The organism is Flavobacterium sp. AC105, from assembly GCF_979258495.1.
This window is the reverse complement of sequence record NZ_OZ409860.1, coordinates 5,300,757-5,326,128: the sequence shown is the minus strand read 5'-3', so window position 1 is coordinate 5,326,128 and position 25,372 is coordinate 5,300,757. Positions and strand designations below refer to the sequence as shown.

Here is a 25,372-nt window from a genome sequence, read left to right as displayed (position 1 = left end):
GTCCTTGGTTTTTAGTTAGACAAAAAACCTTTAATCATTGGAAAATTGACTTTCAATTGCTCAATGGCTTTTGGGCTTTTGGATAGTTCAGCCAGTTTTGACAAAACATCATTGTCCAGTTTTGCCAAATCTTTTATTGCGGTTGTTTTTGATTTTACTTCAAAAGGATTAATCGCTTTAATCTCAATTTCTATTGTTGTGTTTACGCCTCCCATAGTTGGTATTTTTTTAAAAGTTCTGCTAATTCACCCGAGAACTGTTGGTTTGTATTTAGTCCGTTGTTGATGCTATCCAAAACATTTACAACACTATCGTCAATGTGTTGCAAAGTTGTTGCAAAGTGTTGTTTGGCTTCGCTTGCAAAGGCTTCAACTGGTGAGGCAAGCCCTACGGGTGCAACACCTCTGAAAGTTGAAATAAGCGCGGGAGCGTTTGCAAGTGCCCCCTGAACCGCGCCCCAAAGCCCGCTTTCCTTATCCGCATTGTATTTGGATAACAATTGTTCTTCCCTGATGGTTTCATACTTGGTTTTAAGTTCCTTGTTTTCAGCTTTTAGAACTTCACATTCTGTATGAAGCCTTGAAGCATCATTTTTTGCAACCATTAAATTCATAACATCAAGTGCTCCCAAGCCGAAAGAGTTTGAAAAAACGTCCTGATGTTGTGGCGGTGATGGTTGTTGCTGTACGTGCTGAACAGGTATCGCCTCAGGGGTATTGGAAGCCGAGAAATTAACATCAAAAGATTGCCCGTCGATCTTATGGGTGCTTCCGTTTTTTCGCTTTAGGGTCAGGGTTAAATGACGATGCCCTTTGGCGAAAAGGTCTTCGAAGAAATCTTCGGAGTTTCCAAATTCCCCTATAATTTCAGAGTGGGATTTATTACGAAAAACAAATCGATTAGTACTCTTGTCAAAAACCGATACAGCCGAATACACATCGCTGTTTAATTTTTCCATTAAGTTTTCTAATTCTTGCATTTGATTAATTTTTTGTAAATAATAGTTAACTCTTTTTTGTTCCAACTGAACTTTGCAAAATCCTTTTCAACTCCTGTATCAATCTGGGCAAAACGTACTGAAAGATCAACTTTAGAGAGTGTATTGTCCGGTGGTACTAAGGTGAAATTCTGACCGCTTGCAACTTCAAATTCATTCACAAACACACTCACAAAACCACTATTGACAACTTGAAGTGTTGTGACCTGATCGATTGAAATTTCTTTGTCGTCCTTTATCTTTAAAAAAACAACTCCTGTTTGTAATAATATGATTTCTTGTGGCATTTGATTAGATTTTAAGAGCAGTGGTCAGGATCAAGTTTGTACATCAGGATCAAAGAAAAATAGGTTTCTTTGGTTACAACTGCTTTTGTTCTCGCCTGAAATGTAAATGTTTTTGAATCCGTTGAAAATAATAACGGTTTGTAGCTATCATCAAAGCCTGATCCATCTCTTCTTTTCCAATGATTGATGTGGGTAGGTTTTGAAAACGATGCGCCACTATCATCAAAAATGCCAAAATCTGCAAAGTTGTCAATATCTGCATGATTGGTGTGTAATTCAGCACCAAGAACAAAACCATTGTCTAGTGCTGTTGTAAACGAAACTTCTTTTTCGCCTAAGGGAATAATTAAATTAATCACTTTCTCTTTTACTGCCATTTTATTGATTGTTTAAAAAAAGCCGTAACCTTTACGTATTACGGCTTTTTGATTGTATAAAAAGTGTTTACTGCTTATCTTTTTGCCTGATGTGCTCTAAATTCAAAACGAACATTTGAAACAGCTGCAGAACTTACTGAAACCCCTTTAGGATAGACAATTTTAATTGTAAACTCTAAGTTTGAACGAATCAGTGGAGTAGTAGAAATTTCTCTGAATTTTTCAAAACCTTTGCTGTCTACAATATCAGTCATTGGCATATCTACCAACACATTTCCATCCTGCTCAATCTGCAATTCTGCATTTTGGAAAGCCGGTGGAAAACCATTAATTTCTGATGCTTCCCAACGTCCTGAACCAAGATTCTCACTGTCTGCGGTATCAATTAAAACCCTGATTCCGTCGATTACGTAATCACGCCCTGCATTTAATTTGTTCCCATCCAGATTGGTCACCCCAACTTCTCTTTTTGTGTTTGCGTCCACAACATCTATTGTCCCGCCTTGTCCTTTAATCGGAACGGCAATGTATAATGTTCTGTCAGTTATGGCTACACCATCTACTTTTGGAATTCCCGCCTGTGCTTTTCCTTTTAGTGTTGCAACTGCTCCTAATAATTGACTTTTTCTGTTCATTTTTGATTGTTTTTTAATTGATGATTGATTTTGTAAAGCCCTAAGCGGGCTTGTTATCTTGTTAATGGTATAATTGTTCGAACTCCGCTTCTTCTGCTCCGTTTAAGCCTTCGTCTTCTTCGCCGTAGGCATCCGATACAGAACCGTTAAGGGCGTTTTCTTCAATCTCGTAAATATTGCCCTGACCATCTGTAAACTGACCATTCAATCCGTTATCGGCAATCTCAAAAACATTTCCCGATTCGTCCATAAACTGACCGTTTAAGCCATGTTCGTCAAGTTCATAAATATGACCATCGCCACCCATAAACTGACCGTTTAAGCCTTCGTCACAAGGACACGCCAATCCAACGGCTGATTTTGCAAACAAGGTCGCTTTTCCTGTGCCCTGTAATTTTGGGGCTAAATATTTATCGGCTACTTTTTTGACAGCGATAAAACTGTGCACCAGTGCGCTACCCAGTAAAGCACCTCTTAAAAGGTTGGATTTGTTTGTTGCTCCGTTTACTTTTGTTGCTCCAAATAAGGATGCCCCTGCAAATGCGATGTTTATAATTGGACTTTCAGACTGAGGAAGTAATGACGTTACACCATTAGCCGTCATTCCACCAATGACAGCACCTCCAAAAACTACTACTTCTTTATTCATACTTTTTACTTTTTACTATCGTCTTTTGTTGCTAAATAAATTCCTCCTCCAACGACTGCCGCTCCTAAGACCCACAGCATTGTATTGTTCTTTTCTGCTACCGGAGCAATTGCCGTTTTAGCTGTCATAGCAGGCTTTACGGGTGTTAATTCCCCGACTGGCTCTAATGTTTCGCTTTGTGAACTTTCACTTTCACTATAGCTAAACGAAGCGGGCGTGATTTGGTTAACTGCCTGTACTTGTGGTTGGCTTTGTGGCTTTACGGTATTGTTGATTACCTTTTTTGCCTGAGTAGTAACCAAAGCCCCTACTTTTGTTTTGGAAATTGCAGTTGCAGAATTGGCAATCCTGCCGACCAAATTTGCACCGCCCGCTTTATTTTTAAGCACTTTTGAAGCTACACCTGAGATTAACCCGCCACCCGCAGGAATAAAACTCGTTGCTATGGGTATAGCCACTTTTGCAACTTTTACCGCATTTTTAAGACTTACATCTTTAAGCCTGATTTTCTTTAATGAAAAACCATTCAGCCCCTCGGGGTCAGCATATAATTCATCGTACGTCATCCTCTTCTCTTTTTTAAATTAGTTATTAGATTTTCCAAATAAAAACAAACCTGCTATAACCGCCCCTATTGTCAGAAGCACGGGTTTGTTAGATTGCTTTGCAACGTTTTGGGATTTTGTTGCAACAATTTTGCGATTGCCCTTTGCAGGGGCATTAAGTCCATAATGTGGTAAATTGACCAGTGTGTCGTGTGCCATAGTGTATATAGGTTCTCTGTTATTACTTGTTGTACCGTCTATTATAAAATAGCCGTCCTTAATATCTCCAGTTTGTTGATTAAGTGGCACTATCACATAAACATGGGTGTATAAATCAGGGCGAAAGCTTGGTTGCTTTATCTGCCTGATGTAATGTTTGATACCCATATTAGCCAATAAACAGCTTGCGAAGATGGAATAAGTTTTACAATCAACACCCGTTATACGCTGTTTAAAAGCGCATGCGGGACTTCTAAGTAATTGTTCCCTGCCATCTGCCTTATACTGGATATGATTGTATAAAAACCAGTAAATCCTATCACACGTTTCTTTCAATGAACTTTGTTGCAAAAGCTTTGCAACTTCCTTTGTCTGATGATTGTATTTTACAACCATGTCTTTAATCATTCTAACGGTATCAAAAGTATTACCGTTGCCCAGTGTAGTCTTATCACAGCTAACACGTGGAAACAACGGTTCGTACTCCTGTCCGCCTAAGATTTTCCTCTGTAACAAGTTATCAATATCCATTTATTTCATTTCGTCTTGTGTTAGGTTGTTAGGCTTTTCGATTACAAATATGAAACAGAAGAAAAGAAGCGTTTAAGGATTGCGGAGGATTGCAGAAACATTTCTTATGATTGCAAAGGCTTTGCAAAGGTTTTGCAAAGCTTTTATGAAAACATTTGAATTTATGTTTGAAATTAAACAATAGATTGTTATGATTTTTATTTTCTTGTTTAAATAAAAAAAATGCTAATAATCTATTGAAATTTGTACTTTTGCTAAAATTGGGTAAAATAATTTTAAGTAAAACCATCAAATGGCAAGTTTTGGCAAGTTTATAAAAACTCAACGAGAGAAAAAAGGTTGGAGTCAAACTGAATTTGGGGCATTGATTAAAATCAATACTCCGGCTGTTAGTCGTATTGAAAACGATAAAAAACAAATTACAGTTAATAAGCTAGAATTTCTTTCATCACTTTTTGAAATTGATTATAAAACTGTAAAAGATCTTTATTTTGCTGATAAATTTGCAAAAGAAGCCTTTCAATACAATTGTTCTGAAAGTGTTTTTGCTGTTGCAGAAATTCAAGCTAATTACCTAAGGGAAATGAATGTAAAACAAGGAAAACTTAAGTTCTAATTATTATGAAATACAAAAACCTCATACAGAAATTAGGATTTACACCTAAAGAAAAAACATCTGGTATATTTCAAAAGAAATATACTAAATCAAATAATTATTCTATTGAAATTGATTTTGAAAAAGAAGTAATCAATTTTGGAGAAAAAATAAAAGGGGAAAGTAGATCAACTCAAAATTTTTCGCAAGCTGAAAATTGGGTTATCTTAGAATGTGTTGATAGATTATTAGAAAAAGGATATCAACCTCAGTATATCACTTTAGAAAAAACATGGAAAACCGGACATGGCACTAGTGGACGATTAGATATATTAGTTAGTCGTGAGAACAATTCAGCTTATTTAATGATTGAATGCAAAACATGGGGAACTGAGTTTGATAAAGAATTTAAAAATCTAGAAAAAAACGGAGGACAACTTTTTACATATTTTCAACAAGATAAGAATGCTGAAATTTTAATGCTATACTCATCTGATTTAGATGGTTCAGATTTAAAATATAGAAATGAAATAATTAAAATTGAAGAGGATTATAGACAAGCAGGTAATGTCAAAGATTTTTACGAACGTTGGAACAAACTTCCAAAATCAAATGGTGTTTTCGATACTTGGGCATCTGTTTATGAATTCCAGAGTAAAGCACTTACGAAAGATGATTTAAAAGTTTTGAAACAAGAAGATAGTAGTTTTATATTTAATCGTTTTTTAGAAATACTTCGACACAATGTGGTTTCAGACAAACCGAATGCTTTTAATAAAATATTCACACTTTTTCTATGTAAAATAGTTGATGAAAATAGAAATGCTGATGACCAGTTACATTTTCAATGGTTAGAAGGAGAAGACAGTCACATTTCTTTTCAAAAAAGGTTAACCGATCTTTATAATAGAGGCATGCTGGAGCTTTTAGAGAAAAAGGTAACAGATGTTAGTGACAGTGAATTTGATAAGCAGTTTCTACAAGTAGAAGACCAATACAAAGATAAATTCAAAGAAATTCTAACAGAGATAAGACTTAAAAAAAATAATGAATTTGCAATTAAAGAAGTATATGACGATGAGTCATTTGAAGAAAATGCAAAAGTTGTTAAGGAAGTTGTAGAGCTTCTTCAAGTTTACCAAATTAGATATAATTATCGTCAGCAGTTTTTAAGTGATTTTTTTGAATTATTATTAACTACTGGTCTAAAACAAGAATCAGGACAATTTTTCACACCGGTTCCTATAGCTCGTTTTATAATAAAAAGTTTACCTTTTGAAGAAATAACCGAACAAAAGATTGAGGCAGGTAATAAAAATGATTTATTACCAACTATAATTGATTACGCAGCAGGTAGTGGGCATTTTATAACCGAATCAATGGAAGTAATTCAGAATTACATTGATGGTTTAGACGAGAATAAATTTAATCCAACTACAAAAAAATCTATAAAAAAATGGAAAGAAGATCAGTTTGACTGGGCTGAAACATACGTATATGGAATTGAAAAGGACTATCGTTTAGTGAAAACTGCGAAAGTGAGCTGTTACTTGCACGGTGATGGTTTAGCTAAAGTAATTCATGGTGATGGTCTCGGAGATTTTTCAACTTCTACTGAATTTAAAGATCTATTAAAAGAAACAGATAAAACTTACCCACAAGACAATAAACAATTTGATGTCATTATTTCAAATCCGCCGTATTCTGTTTCTGCATTTAAAGGTTCAATGGTAACCGAAGAAAAAGCAAAGAAAGCCTTTGATTTATACTCTAGATTAACTGATCAAAGCAGTGAAATCGAATGTTTATTTATTGAAAGAACAAAACAACTTTTAAAAGATGGAGGAGTGGCAGGTATTATTTTGCCGAGTAGCATCTTAAGTAATACAGGAATATATACGCAAACACGAGAGATTATCTTGAGATACTTTGATATTTTAGGTATTGCAGAGCTTGGTTCAGGAACATTTATGGCTACAGGTACTAATACTGTGACATTATTTTTAAGGAGACGAAACAATGCAGATGTATTCAACATCGAGGAGGCTATTAAAAAGTTTTTTACAAATTTACTAGATGTAACAATAAATGGGATTGAAAAACCAATTCAAAAATTCATTGCTCATGTTTGGAATGATATAAATTTTGAAGATTATATTTCTCTATTGAAAAAAGAACCAAATTCAGTAATAAAAGAGCATGAAATCTATTTAGAATATCAGAGTAAAATAAAATCAAAAAATGATTTAGATAAATGGAATTCAATTCTTGCTTTAGAACAGGACAAACTATTATACTTTATTATTTCGTTGCCGCAAAGATTAGTACTATTAAAAACAGGTGAAAAAAAGGAAGAAAAAAGATTTTTGGGTTACGAATTTAGTAATCGTAGAGGAAGTGAAGGCATACATCCTATTAAAAGAGGTAAGGCAATTGATGAATGCACACATCTATATGATGCTGATTCATCTATTAATCCAGACAAAGCAAGTACATATATCTACAAAGCATTTAAGGGCGAATTTGATCTAGATGTCCCTGAAAGTTTAAAAAAGAACATCAGTTACCATAATTTGGTAGATATGCTAACATTTAATAGAATTGTTTTTGAAAAAAACATTTCATTATCTGTTAAAAAAAAAGTAAAGATTGAAAGCAAATGGCCAGATCAAAGATTTGATAAAGTAGCTGAAATCGTAAAAGGTGTTACTTATTCAAAAGGAGATCAGTCTAATGAAAAAACGGATACTATAATTTTAACAGCCGATAACATTACATTAGCAGGTAAGTTAGAATTAGAAATAGTTAAAAAAGTTTATTTATATAATGATTATCAAATTAACGAGGAAAAGAAATTAAAAAAGAATGATATTTTTATTTGCTTTTCAAGTGGAAGTAAACAGCATTTAGGCAAAGTTGCATTTATAACTGAAAATACAAATTTATATGCAGGTGGATTTATGGGGATAATTCGGGTAAATAATGAAAATGAGCCAAAATACATTTATCAATTACTAAATACTTTGTTAAGACAAACTATTAGAGATATAGGAAGTGGATCAAATATAAATAATCTTTCGGCTGTTGTAAATGAGATTAAAATTCCAATTCCCCCAAAAAATGTTCAAGAAAATATTGTAAAAGAAATAGATGCTATTGAAAAACAAGAAAATATACTACTTGATCAAATTCAAAAGTCAAAAGAAAACATTTATACTATTTTAAATTCTACGAACAATAGAACTATTCTAAAAAATTTATTAGAAGATATTAATCCAAATAAAACCGACAGTATTTCAAATTTAGAAGATCTTGTTGATGTTTCTTTTTTAAGCATGGCAGATGTTAGTAATGATGGGGAAATAATAAATTTACAAAGAAGAGCTCTTAAAGATGTTAAAACGGGTTTTACTTTCTTTCAAAAAGATGATGTTCTTTTTGCTAAAATAACACCATGTATGGAAAATGGGAAAGGGGCTCTAGTTTCTGATCTTGAAAATAATATTGGTTTTGGAAGTACTGAGTTTTTTGTTTTAAGAGTTAATAAAGAAATGTTATTACCAAAAATATTATTTTATTTTACTCAATCTTTTGAATTTAGAACAAATGCTGAAAAAGAAATGACTGGAGCTTCAGGTCACAGAAGAGTTCCTAAATCTTTTATCGAAACTTATCAAGTTCCATTTTTTTCGCTAAATGATCAAAAAAAATTAATTGTAGAGATTGAAAACATTGAGAAAAAAATTAAAAAATTAGAAAAAGAATTAGATTTGATTCCAGCGCAAAAAGCAAAAGTAATAATTAAATATCTGCAATAATTCCAATTCTAATTGGAATTATTGCTATTTTGACTGAAAATCAATTTTAAGCCTACTTCTTATCAGGAAAGTATATTTGTCCTTACCATCTTCTAAAACCTTTTTAAATAGCTTTATTTTGATTTCTTCATCATTAATATAGTTAGAAAGCTTATTTGCAGAAGTTAGTTTGGTGTTCTTAACTGGGTTTTCTTTTGGGTTTTCCAAAACACGAATGATAAAATTTTGATTTATTACTGCGTTTGTCGGATTGTTTGATTTCTTTGCCATGAGTTTTTATAGTTGATTTTGAAATTTTCTAGTATTAAATTCTTCTTCTCTGTGATCTTGAAGCATAATTTTTAGTTCAGCTGAAAGTATATAGCCATCAGGTTTTCCATTTCTATCTATAAAAATGATTAGCTCTTTTGTGGAAATGTTTTTTGCAAAAAGTCTTGCTCCTTCGGTTGCATTTTTTCTGGTCTCTTTTAAAATTTCGTGTATTTCTTTTCGAATATAATCGGCTGTAAATTGGCTTATAAACAAGTCTTGTAATTGGGCTTTGTTTCTGATATAATTTAAAGTTTTGAGATTCATATAATTTAGGTTTTGATAGGTTTATAAATTTGATTTACTGCTCGATAATTGATTGATGATTGATATTTTATTTTTTTCCTTTTTCAGGAAATCACTTAATTCATGTATTCTTTTAGAAGCTGATTTATAAAAATCAATTTTTAGATTCAGTTGAAAAATTTCGTCTCTTTTCGACTGAATTGTCGAATTCAATTTTTCGATTTCCTTTTTTTGCTGTAAATATTTATCCAGACCAAAAAACAATATTTCAGGTGTAGTTTTAAAATTTTGCTCCTTTGCAACCTTTTCAAGTTGCTTTTGTTGATCGGGCGTAAAACTTCGGATGTAAGTACTTTTCTTTATCATGTTGTTTTGAATTTGTAGATTTTTTTTGTCCGGATTCGCAGCTGCAGTTTTTCCAGGTTCGCAAAAAAATCTACTTTTTAGAGGTTAGTTTATGTTTTAATATCCAATTATAAGACCGCCTCCGACATACATAACCGCAATGTCGTCCTGCTTTTCCTGTGGTGATCGTGTAACCGACACGCTGAAATCATGGTCGTTTATATTTTCGTCTCCGTAATCCCATGTAGTCAGACTTGTATATTTTTTGCCATTTCCTGCAACTGTTATTTTCTCAGGCGGTATGTTTTCTAAATCGGTGATGCAAATTGATAACCTGCGTAGTCTCGATGTTTTCATGGTTGCAATTTTTATCGTGTTAGTTCCTGTTTTTCTTCTGCTATTTCAACATCATCAAAAAGATTTAGAGGTACGTATATTTGATTATGCGTGTACAATTCCCTGAATGTCGATAAATCGGTTTCTTCTGTAAAATAGAACGGCTGGCTACAAATTGCACCCGATACCGATTGAGTGAAATAAATTGCGCCAATTCTTTTTCGTCCCCATTGGTCAGCAAAGTCTTCTTTTTGGGCTACTCGAATTTTCATAAATACATATCGTTTCATAGTGATAGTTTTTAAAATGGTAAATCATCAAGGCGGTTGCCTAAATTCAATTTTTTTTGTTCCGGTGTTGCAACTTCAATTTCATTAGTTCGCACATAGAAAAATTCCAGAATATTACGCTTGCCTTTTTCGTTGGTGTGTGGTTTTTTGATGGTTTTTTTATCGGCACTTAAATACTCAACAGGGTTGAAAGTCCATCCTTTCATTTTGCAATATTCTCCCAAACTCTTTTTAAAGTTAGTGGCTGTTTTTTTGTATTTCTCCCCTGCATGAACCGTGTAGGCTTTTTGCACATCATCACGCAATAGAAATTGATTGAGCGTACCGTTTACAATCTCTTTTGTCTCGCTGTCTTCATCAACCATTGAATGAGTAAAATAACTATCACACCAATTCATAAAGTTTTCACCCATAGAAGCCTGTATATTGGTTAAATGAATATTCGTTTGCGGGGCTTGAATTTCGTTGTCTCTGTTTGACAAATACAACTGGCAACACTCCATTAAAAAATAATAAAACTTATTCCATTGCTTTTCATCCCAGTAGCTTGAAAACAAATCTTTATTATTGAAGTCGTGCGAGATTTTACGCTCTTCATTGTACTTATCGGTTTTTACGTGATAGTAATCTGAAAATGAAATAAAAAATAAACGCCCTAATGTGGATTGATTAATTTTACCAATACCAAAATTTGAAGTTGCAGCCATTTTTCCCGCATCGTGAAACTCAACGTTGTAAGGCTTCTTTGTTTTTGGATTTACAGAAATCGGACCCGTTACCCAGTTATAGAAAAATTCAACTCCTAAATATTGGTCAATATCTTCAATTCTCAAATAATCGTTTTCCTTTGTAAAGCCGTCCAGTAAGTGCGAATTTGTAGTGATGTTTTTAGATTTTCCATTGATGTAATAATGATTATTCAATAGTTTATCTATGCCATTTAACAGGACTGATTTACCGGAACGCCCGTTACTGTCCTCTTCGCTTTCTTTGGGCGCATCATCCATTATATAAATAAATTTTGCAAAAGATTCTATTTTGTAACGGTGCAATAAATAGCCAATTCCAAAGCATTTATTTAAGAAATGTTTTTCCTGTATTAATCGCTCATTTTCCGTCAAACATTCAGCCGATAAATTAAAACGGTTCTCGTTGTGGTATTTTTGTTTTGCTTCTTTTAGTTCTTTGTTATTTGTAAAATCTCCGAAAGGTTCTTCTAACTCTTTTCGCCAAGACATACGAGAGCCATTGATTAAATAATTCATAAAATCGCAATCGTTTTGCAGTATTTCAACACGATCATTGCAATTTTCGTCTTTGAAGTGTCTAAAGCTTGGTTTCTCTGCAAAAATGGTTTTATTGACTATTCTGTAATCCCAAACATAATTTTTCAAATCCTTGTACGGTTTCAATTCTATACCGTCTTTTGAAATGGTTGCAAATTGATTTTTGTAATAGAATGTTTGTGTTTCCTCTGTAAAATTTTTAAAATCCAAAACTATTTTATCCATCGATAAAAGCTTTGGTTCATTAAATTGCTCCGTATTTTTAATAAGGTCAATAACTTCAATCGGTTGCCCTTTTTCAATCAGGTACATTTCAGTAAATTTTCTAATATCATTAGGAAAATATTGCTCTACAATATGCTCGTTTATCCTGATGAAAATAAATTCTTGTACTCCTGTTTTTTCGGTGTATTTCTTTTCAGGATAATACAAATTGAAACCTTTAATTTTAAGGAAATAATGCAGATAAGACGTTTTTACAGACCATCGTTTTGATTTTTCGTTTTTTTCGAAAAATTTCATTTTCAGCGCGCCCGTTAGAAGGTTTCCGAACTGGAACTTTACTGCACTTAGATCAGATTTTTTATAAAATTTCATCCAGTCCCTGAAATCTTTTCCGTTGTTACCGATTTTTTCTTTTGGCAACCAAATACTTTTCATGTTCCAAAATTTTTCAGCAACTTCATATCCGTACTTAATGCCCGATTCGTCAACATCAGGAAGGTTGTATATGTTTTTACATATTTCCTTTAATTGGCTGTATTCTGCATAGTTGATTTGTTCACTTTCTGAATTGTACCAAATCACGTCATATTCTAAACTCGCAACGTTTAACCCATCAGAACCGCCCGAAGCAACAATGCAATTGGGCACTTTATAAGCGTCACGTTCGTCAATTAATTTATTGGTTGTTGCATCGTCTTTTGACTTTTTTATTTGCTTGTTGAAATCATCAATTTTGGAATTGTATTTATTGATGATTTTTTGCAGTCCGTACACGTGTCGAACTGGCTTTTTGCCTAAATATCCATGTTTAAAGCTTTTATCTTTTGAAAAAGGCGCATAGGTTTTACACCATGTTTTTTCAGGCATATAGCAAAAAATCGGGAAGCTTTCAGTTGCCGAAACTTTGATGTGATTTTTTTGGTTTGTTTTTTTGTTGATGAAGATTTTTTCGTAGTATTCGACACTTAAAAAATCATATTCTTTGGCTAGTTCAGGGGTCACGTAAGTGCCAATTATATCAAGCTGTGTGTGTTTTTTGGTCACAACGTTAAACCAGTCTAACGGGCGTTTGTCTTTATCGTCAATGGTTGTTATTTCAACTGTAGCAGTAAAAAAAGTATTGTTTCCGTCAAGGTTAAACCATTCGTACAACATTTTTAAACAAGGGTAGAAATCTAAACCGCTTTGCTCCATTGCAATTCCTATAGGTGTGAAAAAATCGCCTCCAAAATCCTTTACACGCCAATAATTAACCCCGATACCACCTTTAAGACCTTTGTCATTTTTTACTAAATAGCAGGACGCAGATTTATCTGTATCCCTGTATCTAAATGCGTTTTTGTCGTTTTCTAACGCTTTGCTGAAACCGTCACAATTGTCAAGATATTTTTTTAGGATATCAAGACCGTTATCAGTTTTTTCGTAAAGGGTTTCAACGTTAAATTTATAGTTAGCCATTATTAGGTTTTGTCGGTTTGGTGTAGGTAAGCAGTAATTTATTCGTTATAAACAAATGGGGTCAATTACTTCTTTTTCTTTAACAACTGTTGCGTAACAGATTTCTAATATTTTATCGTAAAGGCTATCTAATTCGGTTTTTTGGTTAGGTGTAAAAACTGTTGCAAGTGGTAGAATATCTTTTTGCAACTCCATTCTTTGTGTGTAAGCGATTAATTCTATTGTGGTAAAAATTGCCATAATTAAAGTGTTTTTATGAAATGGTTTGTAATCAACTAGAGTAAGGTTTGAAGTTTTTTTGCGGTTTTTTCATTACGCTTTTTTGTGGCATTTACCAGACTTACAATTTCCAATTCGACAATATCATTTTTTTGAATTCCCGAAACTATTTTTTGAATGGATGCACTCGAATAAGAATTACCGTTTGAATTGAAAAGTTTCTTTTGGTTCAAATGCGCAATAATCTTTGGCGAATACTGTTTTCCCAGTACTAAAATTATTGTGTTCTTTTGGTTGCAGTTTATCATTAGGACGGGATTTCAAATTGAATTGAATAATTAAATTTTTCGGATAATTCTATTAAATACTTGTTGGTTAAATTGTCAAAAGCAGACACATAAATTATTTTATCCTTTTTGTCAAAGCGGTAAAAACCTTTTATTTTCTGATGCAATCTATATCTTCGACATTCCTTCTTTTTATCTACATCCATACTTTATAGTTGTTTGACCTTATAAAATTGTAGACTTATTTTGCTTAGATCTGCGCCGGCGCTTTGTCCAGGAATCGAAATAAATCTACTTCTTAGAAAAAGAAACCCTTATATTCATTTTGATTGGCTTGTAACAAAACGAGGCGGGGCATTGCGCCGCTTTTTTTATAAGGGTTCAATATTTCTATGAACAAAGCCAATATTCTTAAAGTTTGGCACTCCTTTTGAATACTTAATCCTTATGAATTGCAACAAAAATTGCAATTATACTGCAACACATTTTTTGTGTATATTGCAGGTTGCTTTTAAGTCGTTTTTAAGTGGTTTTACATCCGCTTTCGAGAACAAATATATAAGCATTTTTCTAAATAACAAGCAAATTTCTAATTATTTTAGAGGTATTTATAAATATGAACAGTATACCATTGAGAATCAAAGAATTAATAGATATTAAAAAAATGAATATTTCTTCTTTTGAAAAAAAAATAGGTGCAGGAAATAATTCTATAGGAACTATTATCAATAGAAATTCTAATGTTTCAGGCGCAATTCTAAGCAAAATTCTAATAACCTTTGAAGATGTTTCTGCTGATTATTTATTAACTGGAAAAGGGAAATTATTGCATGATTCAATGACTTTTGAAGACGATAATCAAAAAAATGAAGATCAAACAAAAGTTTTTAAAATGAAAACAGATGGTCTATTACAAAAACAATCTGTTCCACTCTATGACGTTCAAGCATCAGCTTCTGTAATAGCTTTGTTTCGAGATCACAATAGTCAACAGCCTATAGACCACATTACAATCCCAAACCTTCCAAAATGTGACGGTGCTATTTATGTTAGTGGAGATAGTATGTATCCGTTATTGAAATCCGGAGATATAATAATGTATAAAAAGGTAGAAAATGTATTGGAGTCAATTTTTTGGGGCGAGATGTATTTAGTATCAATAATAAATGACTATGGTGATGAATTCATCATGATTAAGTGGCTACAAAGATCAGAACAGGGAAAAGATTTTGTTAAACTTGTTTCAGAAAATCGACACCACCAACCAACAGAATTTCATATTAAAAATATAAAAGGACTAGCACTAATAAAGGCAAGTGTTAGAATAAATTCTATGCACTAACTATTAATTCAGTTTATTTTTTATCTTTTTAATGTTTACATTTTTTTTGTAAACATTAAAATATGTAAACAAATTTATAAACAGGCTTGAAGCCTTGTTTTTGTTGCTTATTTTACAATTGTTTATAATGTTTATATTTTTTTTATAAAAGAAAGAATATAGGATATAAAGGAAAAAAAGGAAGAAGCAAAAATCGGGAATTTAGGAGGCTGAAAAAGGGGGCGGGGGTAAAATATCACCGTACAAAGGCGTACATACAATGTGTTCCACGATCTTTTTTGAAGGGTATTAAAATAAAGCTTTTGAATAATTACTGTCCGAGGTGTAAAAATAGAACTGTTGAATAATTACAGTACAAGGGTGTTTAATAAGGTTATTTTAAATAAATAGTCCAGTAATTTTATTCCTTATTTGCTGTCGCAAATACATCATAAAACCACTGGACTATTTATTTAAAATGAGTTTTTATACAACCGTTTCACTATTGTAAGCAGGTGTTAAGCCTTGTATTATATAACGTTTTCAGGTTTTATCCTGTGTCAAATTTGTGTCAAAAATAACCAAAAGCGAGTGTTTTTTAAAATTTAAATAACTGACATTTAGATAGTTAATTTTTAGATTTGGGGGAAATAAAATCCCTTCCTCTCTGCAAAATTAAAACCCGCAATTTCATTTTTGAAGTTGCGGGTTTTTTGTTTTTGTTATTATTTTATAAAAGGACTTATTTCTCTTTTAATAATTTTTCCAGATATTCATTTTTATCTTTTTCAGCCTGAACTAAACGTTCATAAAGTTCAACAACTTTGTCAAGAGGATTAAAAGTACAATCATTATAATGCTTGTTAAAAGCTCCATGATCGTAAATGTTGTTAAAATAATTGATAACAGCTTCTTCTGAAAAATTTTTAATTGCTTCAACAGTCATTCCAAGGACTTTTGCCACTTCTTTCAGTTTCTCTTCGTCTATGTTTTCGCTGTTTTCCATTGCCGAGATTGCTTGCTGATTTGTTCCCAAAGCCTGTGCAAGTGCTTCCTGTTTCATGTCTTTAAGTTCACGAATACGGCTTATTTTTCGCCCTATATGATATGGTTTGGTTATTTCGCTCATAAATCAAAGATATTTAAAATTTTTTGAGAAAAATAGATTTTAGTAAAAAACAGACTTGTTTTTGTAAGATACGGTTTTCATTATTGTGCTATAGGAATATAAATGTCAAATTTTGCTCCCTGATCTAATTTTGCCGTCGCAGTAATAATTCCTTTGTGGTTTTCTACAATTTTTTTTACGAGTGTAAGACCAATTCCGGTTCCTTTATAATCTGATTTACTGTGAAGTTGTTGAAACATTTCGAAAACACGATATTCAAATTCAGGATCAAACCCAATACCATTATCACTAATTGTAATATGACAATAATCGTTTGTTAAAGACGGACTTTTAGAATAAGGTTTTGTATAATAAGTTTCTATTGTAATATGCGGCGCTATATCTGGTTTCGAAAATTTAAGAGAATTACTGATTAAATTGCATATTAGCTGATCAAATTGTGACGGAATTATATAAGCTTTACAATCTCCAAATATTTCGATAACTGCTTTTTTAGCTGTTATTTCGTCTTTTAAATCTTCCAATACCTTATTTATAATGTCATTAAGACTCAAATTTTCGAATATCTTTTTAGTAACATTAGTACGGGAATAAGTCAATAAATTATTTATTAGTGTTTGCATATGAGAAGCAGAAACTCCGATGCGTTCAAAATAATATTTTCCTTTATCTGTTAAATTTTCATGTTCATCGGTTGAAATACGATCTGAAAAAACCTGTATTTTTCGCAAAGGTTCTTGTAAATGATGACTTGAAATATAAGTAAAGGCTTCAAGTTCATTATTTGCAAGAATTAGTTCAGCAGCACGTTTTTCTTTTTCCTGATTTTGGAAAGTAAGTTCATTATTTGCTATAACGAGTTCAGCGGCGCGTTTTTCTTTTTCATTATTCTGAAAAGCCAATTCTGTATTTGCAATAACCAATTCAGCAGCACGTTTTTCTTTTTCCTGATTTTGAAAAGTAAGCTCTGTATTTGCTATGACGAGTTCAGAGGCGCGTTTTTCTTTTTCATTATTCTGAAAAATCAGCTCTGTATTCGCAATAACCAATTCGGCGGCGCGTTTTTCTTTTTCAGTATTCTGAAAAGCGAGTTCTACATTTGCAATAACCAATTCGGCGGCACGTTTTTCTTTTTCAGTATTCTGAAAAATCAGTTCTGTATTTGCAATAACCAATTCGGCGGCACGTTTTTCTTTTTCGTTATTCTGAAAAATCAGTTCTGTATTCGCAATAACCAATTCGGCGGCACGTTTTTCTTTTTCAGTATTCTGAAAAGCGAGTTCTGCATTTGCAATAACAAGTTCAGCAGCACGTTTTTCTTTTTCATTATTCTGAAAAGCCAATTCTGCATTTGCAATAACCAATTCAGCGGCACGTTTTTCTTTTTCGTTATTCTGAAAAGCCAGTTCTGCATTTGCAATAACCAATTCAGCGGCACGTTTTTCTTTTTCGTCGTTTTGAAAAGCGAGTTCAGCATTTGCAATAACAAGTTCAGCGGCGCGTTTTTTTCGTTCTTCTATTTGTCGTGTAAGTTTTTTATTGAGAATCAATAATTCGTCGTTATGATTCGCTTTATTCCGTTCTGGAAAAGTGGTAATTTCAGGCGGAATAATTTTTTTGGACTCATAGATTTCTTGCGCATTTATCCAAATGTAATCTAACTGAATTTAATGTCTTTATTTTAAATATAATAAATGAAATTATAATTCAGAAATAAAGAAAACACTCAAAATTCGCAATCTTTTTATATAAGCTTTTTCTTATAAATAATAAAAACCAATTTTACTTTTGATCATAAATCTGTGTTTTTGTATTTAGATAGATAAAAACCTAAAGTTTAATCTCAAACAAGCTAAAAGAACCTTCTTTATAATGTTCCGGTAATTCATTTGTCCATTCGATAGTGCTGATTCCTTTGTAGTCAAAACCGCAGCTTGTGTAGTATTTGTTTATTCTTTCGTTTCCGCTATGTGTGTCAAGTCTAATGTATGATTTGTGGTTTTCTTTAGCATAAACTTTCGTCCATTCTATGATTTTTTTGACATACGATTGTCCTCTAAATTTTGGATTCGTTGCAATACGATGCAAATAAACGGCAGGATCTGCGCTGGCTTCCTTCCAGATAATCAAATCATCAAAAGTTAATACAAATGTACAGGCAACCTCAGCTCCTTCTTTGATTATAAAATGACGATTTTCATCGATTTCTTTTTCTATAAGTGCTCTTTCAAAACCTCTCCAGCTTTTATTATTGACTGTTTTTTGATAAGACGTAGCAGCATTATAAATATCGAAAACGGCATCGATATCTTCATTTTTGGTTTTGAAAAATTCCATTATTGAGGTTATTCTGTAGATTAATGAATTTTCAAAGATAAATTTTCATCGGTTTAAAGCCTGATGAATTGTATTAGTTTTAACTTTTTATCTTATGATTTATCCGGAAATTTAAAGAATATTAATCCTGCAAAATCATTTTTACTTTAGGTAAAATACGTTCTGTAAATAAAGTATAAGCTGCTGCAGAAGGATGCAGACCATCCTGAGCGACTAAATTAGGATTGATAAGACCCTGACGAGTAATATCGGTTATTGAAATATAGGCTACTTCATTTGTCATGCAATAATTCTCAGCAAAAGTATTGTATTGATTTATTTCACTTGAAATTTTGGGACCGTCACCTTGCATTTGAGTTGTGCCAAAAGGCGTATAGGCATAATCAGGAATTGAAATAACAATTACATTTTTCTTATCACCTTTTGCCAGCATAATGGCTTTTTTTACTAATTCAGGGAATTCTTTTTCATAAATAGAAAAATCTTTATGCTGATATTGATTATTGACACCAATTAAAAGGGTAACCAAATCATAATTAGAATCCGGATTTTGTGTGTTTATTGCCGAAATTAAATTGGAAGTTGTCCACCCAGTAGTAGCAATTACTTTTAATGAAAAGTTAGTTTGAGGGTAAATTGCTTTTAGGCTGGCTTTTAACTGTTCAGGATAACGGCAAGTTTCGCAAACACTTTGACCAATAGTATAACTGTCGCCTAAAGCCAGATAATTTATAGTGTTTGGAAGAGGAGTTGTAGGAGTTGTGGGAACTTGCGTTACAGGAGGAGTAACCGGTAATGTTGGCGTAACTGGATTTTCTGCCATTTCTTCAGAACTGCAGCTCAAAAGAAATATAGAAAGTATAATGGTAACTACTTGTTTGAAATGTGGTTTCATAATTTTGATAAATTAAGTTTCGGGTCATTTTAAACAAATAGTTACGGTAAATAACTTGTTTTGGTTTTTTACACCATTTCGGCTTTCATGATGATTTCTTCTTCAATTGCATTCCAAAGTCCGATTCGTTTTTCTAATGCCAGAATCGAAATTTCTTCAACTTCTTTCCATTTTTGAGCATCATCTTCGCATAAATCAGCAATCATCTGCATTGCCATTGGCCCGTGTTCGTCAGCGTCTAATTCAATATGTCTTTCAAAATAATAAAGTAATTTGCTTAAATCGATTTCCGGTAAGTTTTCCTGAAAGTTTTTTAAGATCGCGGTAAACATACTCGGAATCAAATCTTCTCGTCCAAAAGTAAATGCAGCGGCAATTTGATGTGGTTTTCCTTCTTCGATAACTCTAAAAGTAAAATCTAAGAAAGCTTTTACATTTGGGTGTAATGAACTTTGTTTTATGGCAACAAAAATATTGTGCAGCGAATTTACTTCAGATAAAAAGGTGTTGATTCCGGTTGTATCAGCACCACAATCTTCCATTGCTTCAATATACATTTCGTAATGGCTTTGTCTTCTTCCGTCGATGCTTAAATCCGTTTCTTCGGCAAGAACAATTTCATTGATTAAATATCTTGTTTCAGGATTTTTTGTAGCAAACCAAGGTGTTGTCGTACAAGTAAGTTTGGCTTGGAGCGCTTTTAATAATGACATAAAATCCCAAACGGCAAAAATATGACTTTCAAGAAAAATATGTAAGTCATCAATATTTTGGATTTTATTGTATAAAGAATGTTGTAAAAGTTGATCTTTTTGAGGTTGAATGCTATTGTGTATAGTTTCAATATTCATTTTTGTAATTTTTGTGCAAATATAAAAAGCTTCTTGTTATCAAGAAGCTTTTCGTATTGTTTTTGTATATATTTTAATAGTTATTGATTATTTAAAAGCTGGAATACCAGTAACATCCATTCCGGTTATCAATAAATGAATGTCGTGGGTTCCTTCATAAGTAATCACACTTTCAAGATTCATCATATGGCGCATAATCGAATATTCGCCCGTAATTCCCATTCCGCCCAACATTTGTCTGGCTTCGCGTGCAATATGAATCGCCATGTCTACATTATTACGTTTTGCCATCGAAATTTGAGATGTTGTGGCTTTTCCTTCATTTCTCAAAACACCTAAACGCCAGGTTAATAATTGTGCTTTTGTGATTTCGGTAATCATTTCTGCCAGTTTTTTCTGCTGTAATTGGGTTCCTCCAATTGGTTTTCCAAACTGAATTCTTTCTTTGGCATATCTTAAAGCAGTATCATAACAATCCATTGCAGCACCAATTGCGCCCCAGGCAATTCCGTAACGAGCCGAATCTAAACAGCCAAGCGGCGCGCCTAAACCTGATTTATTTGGCAAAAGATTTTCTTTAGGAACTTTTACATTATCAAAAATCAATTCTCCGGTTGATGATGCACGAAGCGACCATTTATTATGAGTTTCAGGAGTTGTAAAACCCTCCATTCCGCGTTCAACGATTAATCCGTGAATTCTGCCTTCTTCATTTTTTGCCCAAACAACGGCAATATCAGCAAAAGGCGCATTCGAAATCCACATTTTTGCACCATTTAAAAGATAATGATCGCCCATATCTTTAAAATTGGTAATCATGCTTCCCGGATCAGAACCATGATCGGGCTCCGTTAAACCAAAACAGCCCATGAATTCTCCAGTTGCCAGTTTTGGCAAATATTTCATGCGTTGTTCTTCGTTTCCGTATTTCCAAATTGGATACATTACTAATGAAGACTGAACAGATGAAGTAGATCTTACACCAGAATCGCCACGTTCGATTTCCTGCATAATTAAACCGTAGGAAATTTGGTCTAATCCTGCACCGCCGTATTCAACAGGAATATAAGGTCCGAAACCACCAATTTCTCCAAGTCCTTTTATAATTTGTTTTGGAAATTCTGCTTTTTGAGCATATTCCTCAATAATAGGAGAAACTTCTCTTTTAACCCACGCACGAGCAGATTCGCGAACTAATTTGTGTTCGTCTGTCAATAAATCGTCAAGGTTGTAATAATCTGGAGCCTGAAATAAGTCTGGTTTCATTTTTGTTAGTTTTACAAAAACAAATTTACGTAATAAAAATATAACAAAACAAAGTTAAATTGTTATATTTTTTTACAACATAAAGAAGAAAAATAGTAATAACTCAAATTAATTGTAGTTTATTGATAATTTATAAGCTATTTTTGAGATTCCAAAAAATAAATTAATGAGGCTGATCATCTCTTTTTTACTCTTTTTTGTTCTGAATACCTCATTTGCACAAAAAAAGGTCTTAACAGAACAGGAGTTTTTGATATTGCAGGACAAAATTCGACTAAATTTTAATGGAAACGTCGATAGTGCGGCTGTATATGCTAATCAGATGGCAAAATCGAATAATTATAGACATTTAGCTTTTGCAAATGGATCATTATCGTTTATACTACAATTAAAAGGAAATACCAAAGCATCCAGAGAAAAGTATAATTTAGCGGTTAATTATTTAAGCAAAATACAACCATCAAAAGATAAAACTCAATTAGAATCTTATATTCAAAATTTTGCCGGAAATGCAGAATGGAAGAGAGGTAATTTTAGTGAAGCAATTGAATATTACCAGAAAAGCCTAAAACTTTCTTTAGAAATAGGCGATCTGCCACAAATTGTTAAAATTAAAACTAACATGGCAGTTATTAATGAAGCCGTTGGTAACTACCAATTGTCTATTAAAAATAACAGACAGCTTAATGATTTTGTTGATAAAAATGAAAATTTATTTACAAAAGAAGATTTCTTAAATAGAAAAAGCAGCATCAATTTTAATTTAGGCAGTTCCTATGAGGGCTACTTCATGAAAAATCAAAGTAAAAAATACCTGCTTGATTCTGCAGAATATTTTTATAAAAGAGCCATTACGTATTCTAAAAACAATCCTTATGCTAAAATTAGTTCAGAATTAAGTTTAGGAAATGTCTACAACTGGAAAGCTGATTATACAAATGCAGAGAAAACGTATTATGATGTTGTATTTCTGTCTCAGCAAAATGACAAAAAAGATTTACTTTGCATTGCTAATTATAATTTAGCCGACATTTATTTTACGACCAAAAAGTATGATAAGGCACTGGTATTTTTTAAAAAATGTGATTCGATTGCTGCCTTAACAAATATCAATCAATTAGATTATTTGAAGTCTAATTATTATCAGGCCAAAATTTATAATATTCTTAAACAGCCTGAATTGGCGTATAAACATTCTAAAATCTATCTTGATAATTACGAAAAATTCGAAACAAAATTAAATAAGGAAGCCCTGGAAGTAAATTACAAACAAGGAGTTGGTAATTTGACGGATGAAATGGTTCTTATCGAAAAAAAATATAAATATGATGTTTTTCTGAACAGAGGGCTCAAAATTTTCTACGTTTTACTGGTTGTTACCATTGTCTTTTTCCTAATCAAAAATATTCGGGATAAAAACAAAGCACATAAAAAGATGAATGCTTTAATTGAAGAGTTTAAAGCAAATATAGAGAAGAAAAATAATCCTGAATTTGTACCCGAAGAAAAAGAAGAAATATTAGAACCGGAAGAGGAAATTCTGCTTAAAAAAGAAAATATCAATTTAAGTATTGATGAAGCGAAAGAGAATAAAATAGTCGAAAAATTATTGGCTCTCGAAAGCAAGCATGAATATTTAAATGCTGATTTTACATTGCCTTACGTAGCCAAAAAAATCAAAACGAATACGACTTACTTATCTTATGTTGTCAATAAACGATTTGGTAAATCATTTGGAGAATATTCTAACGAGCTTAAAATTAACTACGTAATCAACGAAATGATTACCAATCATATGTATCGTAAATATTCTACTCAAGCTATTGCAGAAAGTGTAGGTTTTAAAAATGCAGTCTCTTTTGCAAAATCATTTCGAAAAAGAACAGGGGTTTCTCCAGCTCAGTTTGCAAGCAATATTTAATTTAGAAAATGAAGCATTTTGATTTTTCAACAGTAAATTAAATGAGACTTATAATCTGTTTTCTACTCTTATTTACCATAAATACCTCTTTTGCTCAGAATAAAAAAGAAATGAGTGAAGAAGAATATATTCTTCTGAAATATAAAATCCGATTATATTTTAATTCAAATACTGATAGTGCTTTTGTATATGCCAGCCAAATGGCAAAATCTAATAACAATAAGCATTTGGCCTTTGCAAATGCAGCAATATCTTTTTTTTTACAATTGAAGGGCAACTCACCATTATCTAAAGAAAAATATAAAACAGCACTTTATTATCTGGACAAAGTACCTGATTCTCTGGATAAAATATATTTAAAAGCAGACATTTATAATTTGGGGGGATTAACAGATTGGGCTGGTAAAAAATATGGAGGAGCGATTGAAAAATTTCAACAGGGAATCAAATTATCTACACAAGTTAATGACATAAAGCAAATTGTAAAATTCAAAGCCAATATTGCTTTGGTGAATGAAGCAGTTGGTAATTACCAACTAGCAATTAAAAGTGGAAGAGAAGTTAATAAATTTCTTCATGAAAATAAAGATTTATTTTCCAGAGAGGAATTATTAATGAGAAAAAGCAACATCAATTATAGTTTAGGCAATTCTTACGAAGGCTATTTTATGGCAAATACTAGTAAAAGATATTTACTTGATTCAGCCGAATATTTTTATAAGAAATGTATTGATTATTCCGAGAACTTTATTGACAATAGAATCACTTCAAAATTAAGTTTAGGCAATATATACAATTGGAAAAATGACTATAAAAAAGCTGAAAAAGTATATTATGAGGTTGCACTTCTGGCGCAACAAAACAATCAGAAGAATTTATGGTGTACTGCGTATTATGATTTAGGGGATGTTAATCATACCATGAAAAAGTATGATAAGGCATTGCTTTTTTATAAGAAAAGTGATTCAATTTCACGTTTAACAAATTTAAATGATTTGGATTATTTGAAATCGAATCATCATCAATCTATAATCTACACTATCCTTAATAAACCTGAACTGGCTTATAAACATTCTCAAATTTATTTGTCTAGTAAAAAAAAGTATGATGCAAAATTAAAGAAGGAAACTTCACAAGCAAATGATCTTCAGGGTATAGACAATTTGACCAAAGAAATGATTTCTGTTGAGAAAAATTATGAAGAAAAGGCTTTTATAAATAAAATTCTAAATTTTTTCTATCTGCTTTTATTTATTATGAGTATTGGTTTTTTTATTAAATACAAAAGAGATAAAAATAAGGTCAGAGAAAAAACAAGCACTTTTATACAAGAATTTAAAAAAGTCAAAGGAAAGAAAAATCATTCTGACAAGAAAGAGATATCCCTGGAAAGTGAAAAATTTTCATTGAAAAAAGAAGATAGCAATTTAAATATCGATCAGGCTAAAGAAACGAATATAATTCATAAATTATTAGATCTTGAAAACAATCTTGAATATTTAAAAACAGATTTTACATTAGCTTATGTCGCTCAAAAAACTGAAACAAATACTACTTATTTATCTTATGTTGTCAATAAGCGATTTGGAAAATCATTTGAAGAATATTCTAACGAACTTAAAATTAACTACGCCATTAATGAAATGATTTTTAATGAAATATATCGTAAAAGATCTACTCAGATTATTGCTGAAAGTGTAGGTTTTAAAAACGCAGATTCTTTTGCAAAGTTATTTCGAAAAAGAACAGGGGTTTCTCCGGCTCAGTTTGCAAATAATATTTAGTTTAGAAACAGGAATAAACTATTTTTGAGATTCCAAAAACAAATTAAATGAGGCTAATCATCTGTTTCCTAATTTTTTTCAACTTTAATAATACGTTTTCTCAAGATAAAAAAAAGTTGACCGAAGAGGAATATCTAATTCTAAAATATAAAATTAGCTTTAGCTTTAATTCAAATATCGATAGCGGACTTGTATATGCCAATCAAATGGCAAA

The 25,372-nt window shown here is 32.1% G+C and carries 27 protein-coding genes; 5 read left to right on the top strand and 22 right to left on the bottom strand.

Annotated features, from left to right (window positions below; all coding sequences use genetic code 11):
- Nucleotides 1-11: 11 nt before the first annotated feature.
- The 8 genes from ACZ0AH_RS22075 to ACZ0AH_RS22040 all read right to left on the bottom strand — a co-directional run bounded on the left by ACZ0AH_RS22075 (nt 12) and on the right by ACZ0AH_RS22040 (nt 4,240).
- On the bottom strand, nt 12-215 hold the full coding sequence (locus ACZ0AH_RS22075) for a hypothetical protein (protein WP_463477889.1): 204 nt from the start codon (nt 213-215) through the stop codon (nt 12-14).
- A complete protein-coding gene (locus ACZ0AH_RS22070; protein WP_463477888.1) occupies nt 203-979 on the bottom strand; it encodes a hypothetical protein in 777 nt (258 codons plus the stop codon). Before ACZ0AH_RS22070 ends, ACZ0AH_RS22075 begins: the two co-directional genes overlap by 13 nt.
- Nucleotides 967-1,284, bottom strand: a complete 318-nt coding sequence (locus tag ACZ0AH_RS22065; protein ID WP_463477887.1) for a hypothetical protein — start codon at nt 1,282-1,284, stop codon at nt 967-969. Before ACZ0AH_RS22065 ends, ACZ0AH_RS22070 begins: the two co-directional genes overlap by 13 nt.
- An 11-nt stretch (nt 1,285-1,295) precedes the next feature.
- Entirely contained in the window at nt 1,296-1,661 is a 366-nt protein-coding gene (locus ACZ0AH_RS22060; RefSeq protein ID WP_463477886.1) for a hypothetical protein, read from the bottom strand.
- 74 nt (nt 1,662-1,735) lie between these two features.
- Nucleotides 1,736-2,296, bottom strand: coding sequence for a hypothetical protein (locus ACZ0AH_RS22055; RefSeq protein WP_463477885.1), 561 nt, complete (start codon nt 2,294-2,296; stop codon nt 1,736-1,738).
- A gap of 61 nt (nt 2,297-2,357) precedes the next feature.
- A complete protein-coding gene (locus ACZ0AH_RS22050; protein WP_463477884.1) occupies nt 2,358-2,945 on the bottom strand; it encodes a hypothetical protein in 588 nt (195 codons plus the stop codon).
- Between the two features lie 5 nt (nt 2,946-2,950).
- The gene (locus tag ACZ0AH_RS22045; protein ID WP_463477883.1) at nt 2,951-3,511 is read right to left on the bottom strand and encodes a hypothetical protein; all 561 of its coding nucleotides are present in this window, start codon (nt 3,509-3,511) and stop codon (nt 2,951-2,953) included.
- An 18-nt stretch (nt 3,512-3,529) separates the two neighbouring features.
- Nucleotides 3,530-4,240, bottom strand: a complete 711-nt coding sequence (locus tag ACZ0AH_RS22040) for a transglutaminase-like domain-containing protein (RefSeq protein WP_463477882.1) — start codon at nt 4,238-4,240, stop codon at nt 3,530-3,532.
- A gap of 292 nt (nt 4,241-4,532) precedes the next feature.
- On the opposite strand from ACZ0AH_RS22040, the gene ACZ0AH_RS22035 reads away from it, so the two are divergent.
- Nucleotides 4,533-4,856, top strand: a complete 324-nt coding sequence (locus tag ACZ0AH_RS22035) for a helix-turn-helix domain-containing protein (RefSeq protein ID WP_463477881.1) — start codon at nt 4,533-4,535, stop codon at nt 4,854-4,856.
- A 5-nt stretch (nt 4,857-4,861) separates the two neighbouring features.
- Entirely contained in the window at nt 4,862-8,653 is a 3,792-nt protein-coding gene (locus tag ACZ0AH_RS22030; RefSeq protein ID WP_463477880.1) for an N-6 DNA methylase, read from the top strand.
- A 24-nt stretch (nt 8,654-8,677) separates the two neighbouring features.
- On the opposite strand, the gene ACZ0AH_RS22025 is transcribed toward ACZ0AH_RS22030, so the two are convergent.
- The 8 genes from ACZ0AH_RS22025 to ACZ0AH_RS21990 form a co-directional block, all read right to left on the bottom strand.
- A complete protein-coding gene (locus ACZ0AH_RS22025; RefSeq protein ID WP_463477879.1) occupies nt 8,678-8,923 on the bottom strand; it encodes a hypothetical protein in 246 nt (81 codons plus the stop codon).
- A gap of 6 nt (nt 8,924-8,929) precedes the next feature.
- The gene (locus tag ACZ0AH_RS22020) at nt 8,930-9,229 is read right to left on the bottom strand and encodes a hypothetical protein (protein WP_463477878.1); all 300 of its coding nucleotides are present in this window, start codon (nt 9,227-9,229) and stop codon (nt 8,930-8,932) included.
- Nucleotides 9,230-9,250: 21 nt separating this feature from the next.
- Complete coding sequence (locus ACZ0AH_RS22015) at nt 9,251-9,574, bottom strand: hypothetical protein (protein WP_463477877.1); 324 nt, start codon at nt 9,572-9,574, stop codon at nt 9,251-9,253.
- A gap of 96 nt (nt 9,575-9,670) precedes the next feature.
- Nucleotides 9,671-9,910, bottom strand: coding sequence for a hypothetical protein (locus tag ACZ0AH_RS22010; RefSeq protein ID WP_463477876.1), 240 nt, complete (start codon nt 9,908-9,910; stop codon nt 9,671-9,673).
- Nucleotides 9,911-9,921: 11 nt separating this feature from the next.
- Nucleotides 9,922-10,179 carry a hypothetical protein gene (locus tag ACZ0AH_RS22005; protein WP_463477875.1) on the bottom strand — a complete coding sequence of 86 codons (258 nt, stop codon included), beginning with the start codon at nt 10,177-10,179 and terminating at the stop codon, nt 9,922-9,924.
- Nucleotides 10,180-10,190: 11 nt separating this feature from the next.
- Nucleotides 10,191-13,148, bottom strand: coding sequence for a primase-helicase family protein (locus ACZ0AH_RS22000; RefSeq protein WP_463477874.1), 2,958 nt, complete (start codon nt 13,146-13,148; stop codon nt 10,191-10,193).
- A gap of 45 nt (nt 13,149-13,193) precedes the next feature.
- Entirely contained in the window at nt 13,194-13,388 is a 195-nt protein-coding gene (locus ACZ0AH_RS21995; RefSeq protein ID WP_463477873.1) for a hypothetical protein, read from the bottom strand.
- Nucleotides 13,389-13,423: 35 nt separating this feature from the next.
- Nucleotides 13,424-13,675, bottom strand: a complete 252-nt coding sequence (locus ACZ0AH_RS21990) for a hypothetical protein (protein ID WP_463477872.1) — start codon at nt 13,673-13,675, stop codon at nt 13,424-13,426.
- Between the two features lie 595 nt (nt 13,676-14,270).
- Here ACZ0AH_RS21990 and ACZ0AH_RS21985 point away from each other — a divergent pair.
- Nucleotides 14,271-14,996: a S24 family peptidase gene (locus ACZ0AH_RS21985; protein WP_463477871.1), complete on the top strand. Its 726-nt coding sequence runs from the start codon at nt 14,271-14,273 to the stop codon at nt 14,994-14,996.
- A 721-nt stretch (nt 14,997-15,717) separates the two neighbouring features.
- Here ACZ0AH_RS21985 and ACZ0AH_RS21980 read toward each other — a convergent pair.
- The 6 genes from ACZ0AH_RS21980 to ACZ0AH_RS21955 all read right to left on the bottom strand — a co-directional run bounded on the left by ACZ0AH_RS21980 (nt 15,718) and on the right by ACZ0AH_RS21955 (nt 21,453).
- Complete coding sequence (locus ACZ0AH_RS21980; protein ID WP_463477870.1) at nt 15,718-16,104, bottom strand: helix-turn-helix domain-containing protein; 387 nt, start codon at nt 16,102-16,104, stop codon at nt 15,718-15,720.
- 80 nt (nt 16,105-16,184) lie between these two features.
- Entirely contained in the window at nt 16,185-17,654 is a 1,470-nt protein-coding gene (locus ACZ0AH_RS21975) for a sensor histidine kinase (protein WP_463477869.1), read from the bottom strand.
- Between the two features lie 280 nt (nt 17,655-17,934).
- Nucleotides 17,935-18,441, bottom strand: coding sequence for a GNAT family N-acetyltransferase (locus ACZ0AH_RS21970; RefSeq protein ID WP_463477868.1), 507 nt, complete (start codon nt 18,439-18,441; stop codon nt 17,935-17,937).
- A 121-nt stretch (nt 18,442-18,562) separates the two neighbouring features.
- Nucleotides 18,563-19,336, bottom strand: a complete 774-nt coding sequence (locus ACZ0AH_RS21965; protein ID WP_463477867.1) for an SGNH/GDSL hydrolase family protein — start codon at nt 19,334-19,336, stop codon at nt 18,563-18,565.
- 68 nt (nt 19,337-19,404) lie between these two features.
- Entirely contained in the window at nt 19,405-20,187 is a 783-nt protein-coding gene (locus ACZ0AH_RS21960) for a DUF3050 domain-containing protein (RefSeq protein WP_463477866.1), read from the bottom strand.
- A gap of 87 nt (nt 20,188-20,274) precedes the next feature.
- Nucleotides 20,275-21,453, bottom strand: a complete 1,179-nt coding sequence (locus ACZ0AH_RS21955; RefSeq protein ID WP_042563298.1) for an acyl-CoA dehydrogenase family protein — start codon at nt 21,451-21,453, stop codon at nt 20,275-20,277.
- Nucleotides 21,454-21,619: 166 nt separating this feature from the next.
- On the opposite strand from ACZ0AH_RS21955, the gene ACZ0AH_RS21950 reads away from it, so the two are divergent.
- On the top strand, nt 21,620-23,374 hold the full coding sequence (locus tag ACZ0AH_RS21950) for a helix-turn-helix domain-containing protein (RefSeq protein WP_463477865.1): 1,755 nt from the start codon (nt 21,620-21,622) through the stop codon (nt 23,372-23,374).
- A gap of 41 nt (nt 23,375-23,415) precedes the next feature.
- Nucleotides 23,416-25,158, top strand: coding sequence for a helix-turn-helix domain-containing protein (locus tag ACZ0AH_RS21945; RefSeq protein ID WP_463477864.1), 1,743 nt, complete (start codon nt 23,416-23,418; stop codon nt 25,156-25,158).
- The last annotated feature ends 214 nt before the right edge of the window (nt 25,159-25,372 follow it).

Bases quoted from the DNA above. Each gene is read 5' to 3' on its own strand.
- ACZ0AH_RS22075 (WP_463477889.1), bottom strand. From the start codon at position 215: ATGGGAGGCGTAAACACAACAATAGAAATTGAGATTAAAGCGATTAAT.
- ACZ0AH_RS22070 (WP_463477888.1), bottom strand. From the start codon at position 979: ATGCAAGAATTAGAAAACTTAATGGAAAAATTAAACAGCGATGTGTAT.
- ACZ0AH_RS22065 (WP_463477887.1), bottom strand. From the start codon at position 1,284: ATGCCACAAGAAATCATATTATTACAAACAGGAGTTGTTTTTTTAAAG.
- ACZ0AH_RS22060 (WP_463477886.1), bottom strand. From the start codon at position 1,661: ATGGCAGTAAAAGAGAAAGTGATTAATTTAATTATTCCCTTAGGCGAA.
- ACZ0AH_RS22055 (WP_463477885.1), bottom strand. From the start codon at position 2,296: ATGAACAGAAAAAGTCAATTATTAGGAGCAGTTGCAACACTAAAAGGA.
- ACZ0AH_RS22050 (WP_463477884.1), bottom strand. From the start codon at position 2,945: ATGAATAAAGAAGTAGTAGTTTTTGGAGGTGCTGTCATTGGTGGAATG.
- ACZ0AH_RS22045 (WP_463477883.1), bottom strand. From the start codon at position 3,511: ATGACGTACGATGAATTATATGCTGACCCCGAGGGGCTGAATGGTTTT.
- ACZ0AH_RS22040 (WP_463477882.1), bottom strand. From the start codon at position 4,240: ATGGATATTGATAACTTGTTACAGAGGAAAATCTTAGGCGGACAGGAG.
- ACZ0AH_RS22035 (WP_463477881.1), top strand. From the start codon at position 4,533: ATGGCAAGTTTTGGCAAGTTTATAAAAACTCAACGAGAGAAAAAAGGT.
- ACZ0AH_RS22030 (WP_463477880.1), top strand. From the start codon at position 4,862: ATGAAATACAAAAACCTCATACAGAAATTAGGATTTACACCTAAAGAA.
- ACZ0AH_RS22025 (WP_463477879.1), bottom strand. From the start codon at position 8,923: ATGGCAAAGAAATCAAACAATCCGACAAACGCAGTAATAAATCAAAAT.
- ACZ0AH_RS22020 (WP_463477878.1), bottom strand. From the start codon at position 9,229: ATGAATCTCAAAACTTTAAATTATATCAGAAACAAAGCCCAATTACAA.
- ACZ0AH_RS22015 (WP_463477877.1), bottom strand. From the start codon at position 9,574: ATGATAAAGAAAAGTACTTACATCCGAAGTTTTACGCCCGATCAACAA.
- ACZ0AH_RS22010 (WP_463477876.1), bottom strand. From the start codon at position 9,910: ATGAAAACATCGAGACTACGCAGGTTATCAATTTGCATCACCGATTTA.
- ACZ0AH_RS22005 (WP_463477875.1), bottom strand. From the start codon at position 10,179: ATGAAACGATATGTATTTATGAAAATTCGAGTAGCCCAAAAAGAAGAC.
- ACZ0AH_RS22000 (WP_463477874.1), bottom strand. From the start codon at position 13,148: ATGGCTAACTATAAATTTAACGTTGAAACCCTTTACGAAAAAACTGAT.
- ACZ0AH_RS21995 (WP_463477873.1), bottom strand. From the start codon at position 13,388: ATGGCAATTTTTACCACAATAGAATTAATCGCTTACACACAAAGAATG.
- ACZ0AH_RS21990 (WP_463477872.1), bottom strand. From the start codon at position 13,675: ATGATAAACTGCAACCAAAAGAACACAATAATTTTAGTACTGGGAAAA.
- ACZ0AH_RS21985 (WP_463477871.1), top strand. From the start codon at position 14,271: ATGAACAGTATACCATTGAGAATCAAAGAATTAATAGATATTAAAAAA.
- ACZ0AH_RS21980 (WP_463477870.1), bottom strand. From the start codon at position 16,104: ATGAGCGAAATAACCAAACCATATCATATAGGGCGAAAAATAAGCCGT.
- ACZ0AH_RS21970 (WP_463477868.1), bottom strand. From the start codon at position 18,441: ATGGAATTTTTCAAAACCAAAAATGAAGATATCGATGCCGTTTTCGAT.
- ACZ0AH_RS21965 (WP_463477867.1), bottom strand. From the start codon at position 19,336: ATGAAACCACATTTCAAACAAGTAGTTACCATTATACTTTCTATATTT.
- ACZ0AH_RS21960 (WP_463477866.1), bottom strand. From the start codon at position 20,187: ATGAATATTGAAACTATACACAATAGCATTCAACCTCAAAAAGATCAA.
- ACZ0AH_RS21955 (WP_042563298.1), bottom strand. From the start codon at position 21,453: ATGAAACCAGACTTATTTCAGGCTCCAGATTATTACAACCTTGACGAT.
- ACZ0AH_RS21950 (WP_463477865.1), top strand. From the start codon at position 21,620: ATGAGGCTGATCATCTCTTTTTTACTCTTTTTTGTTCTGAATACCTCA.
- ACZ0AH_RS21945 (WP_463477864.1), top strand. From the start codon at position 23,416: ATGAGACTTATAATCTGTTTTCTACTCTTATTTACCATAAATACCTCT.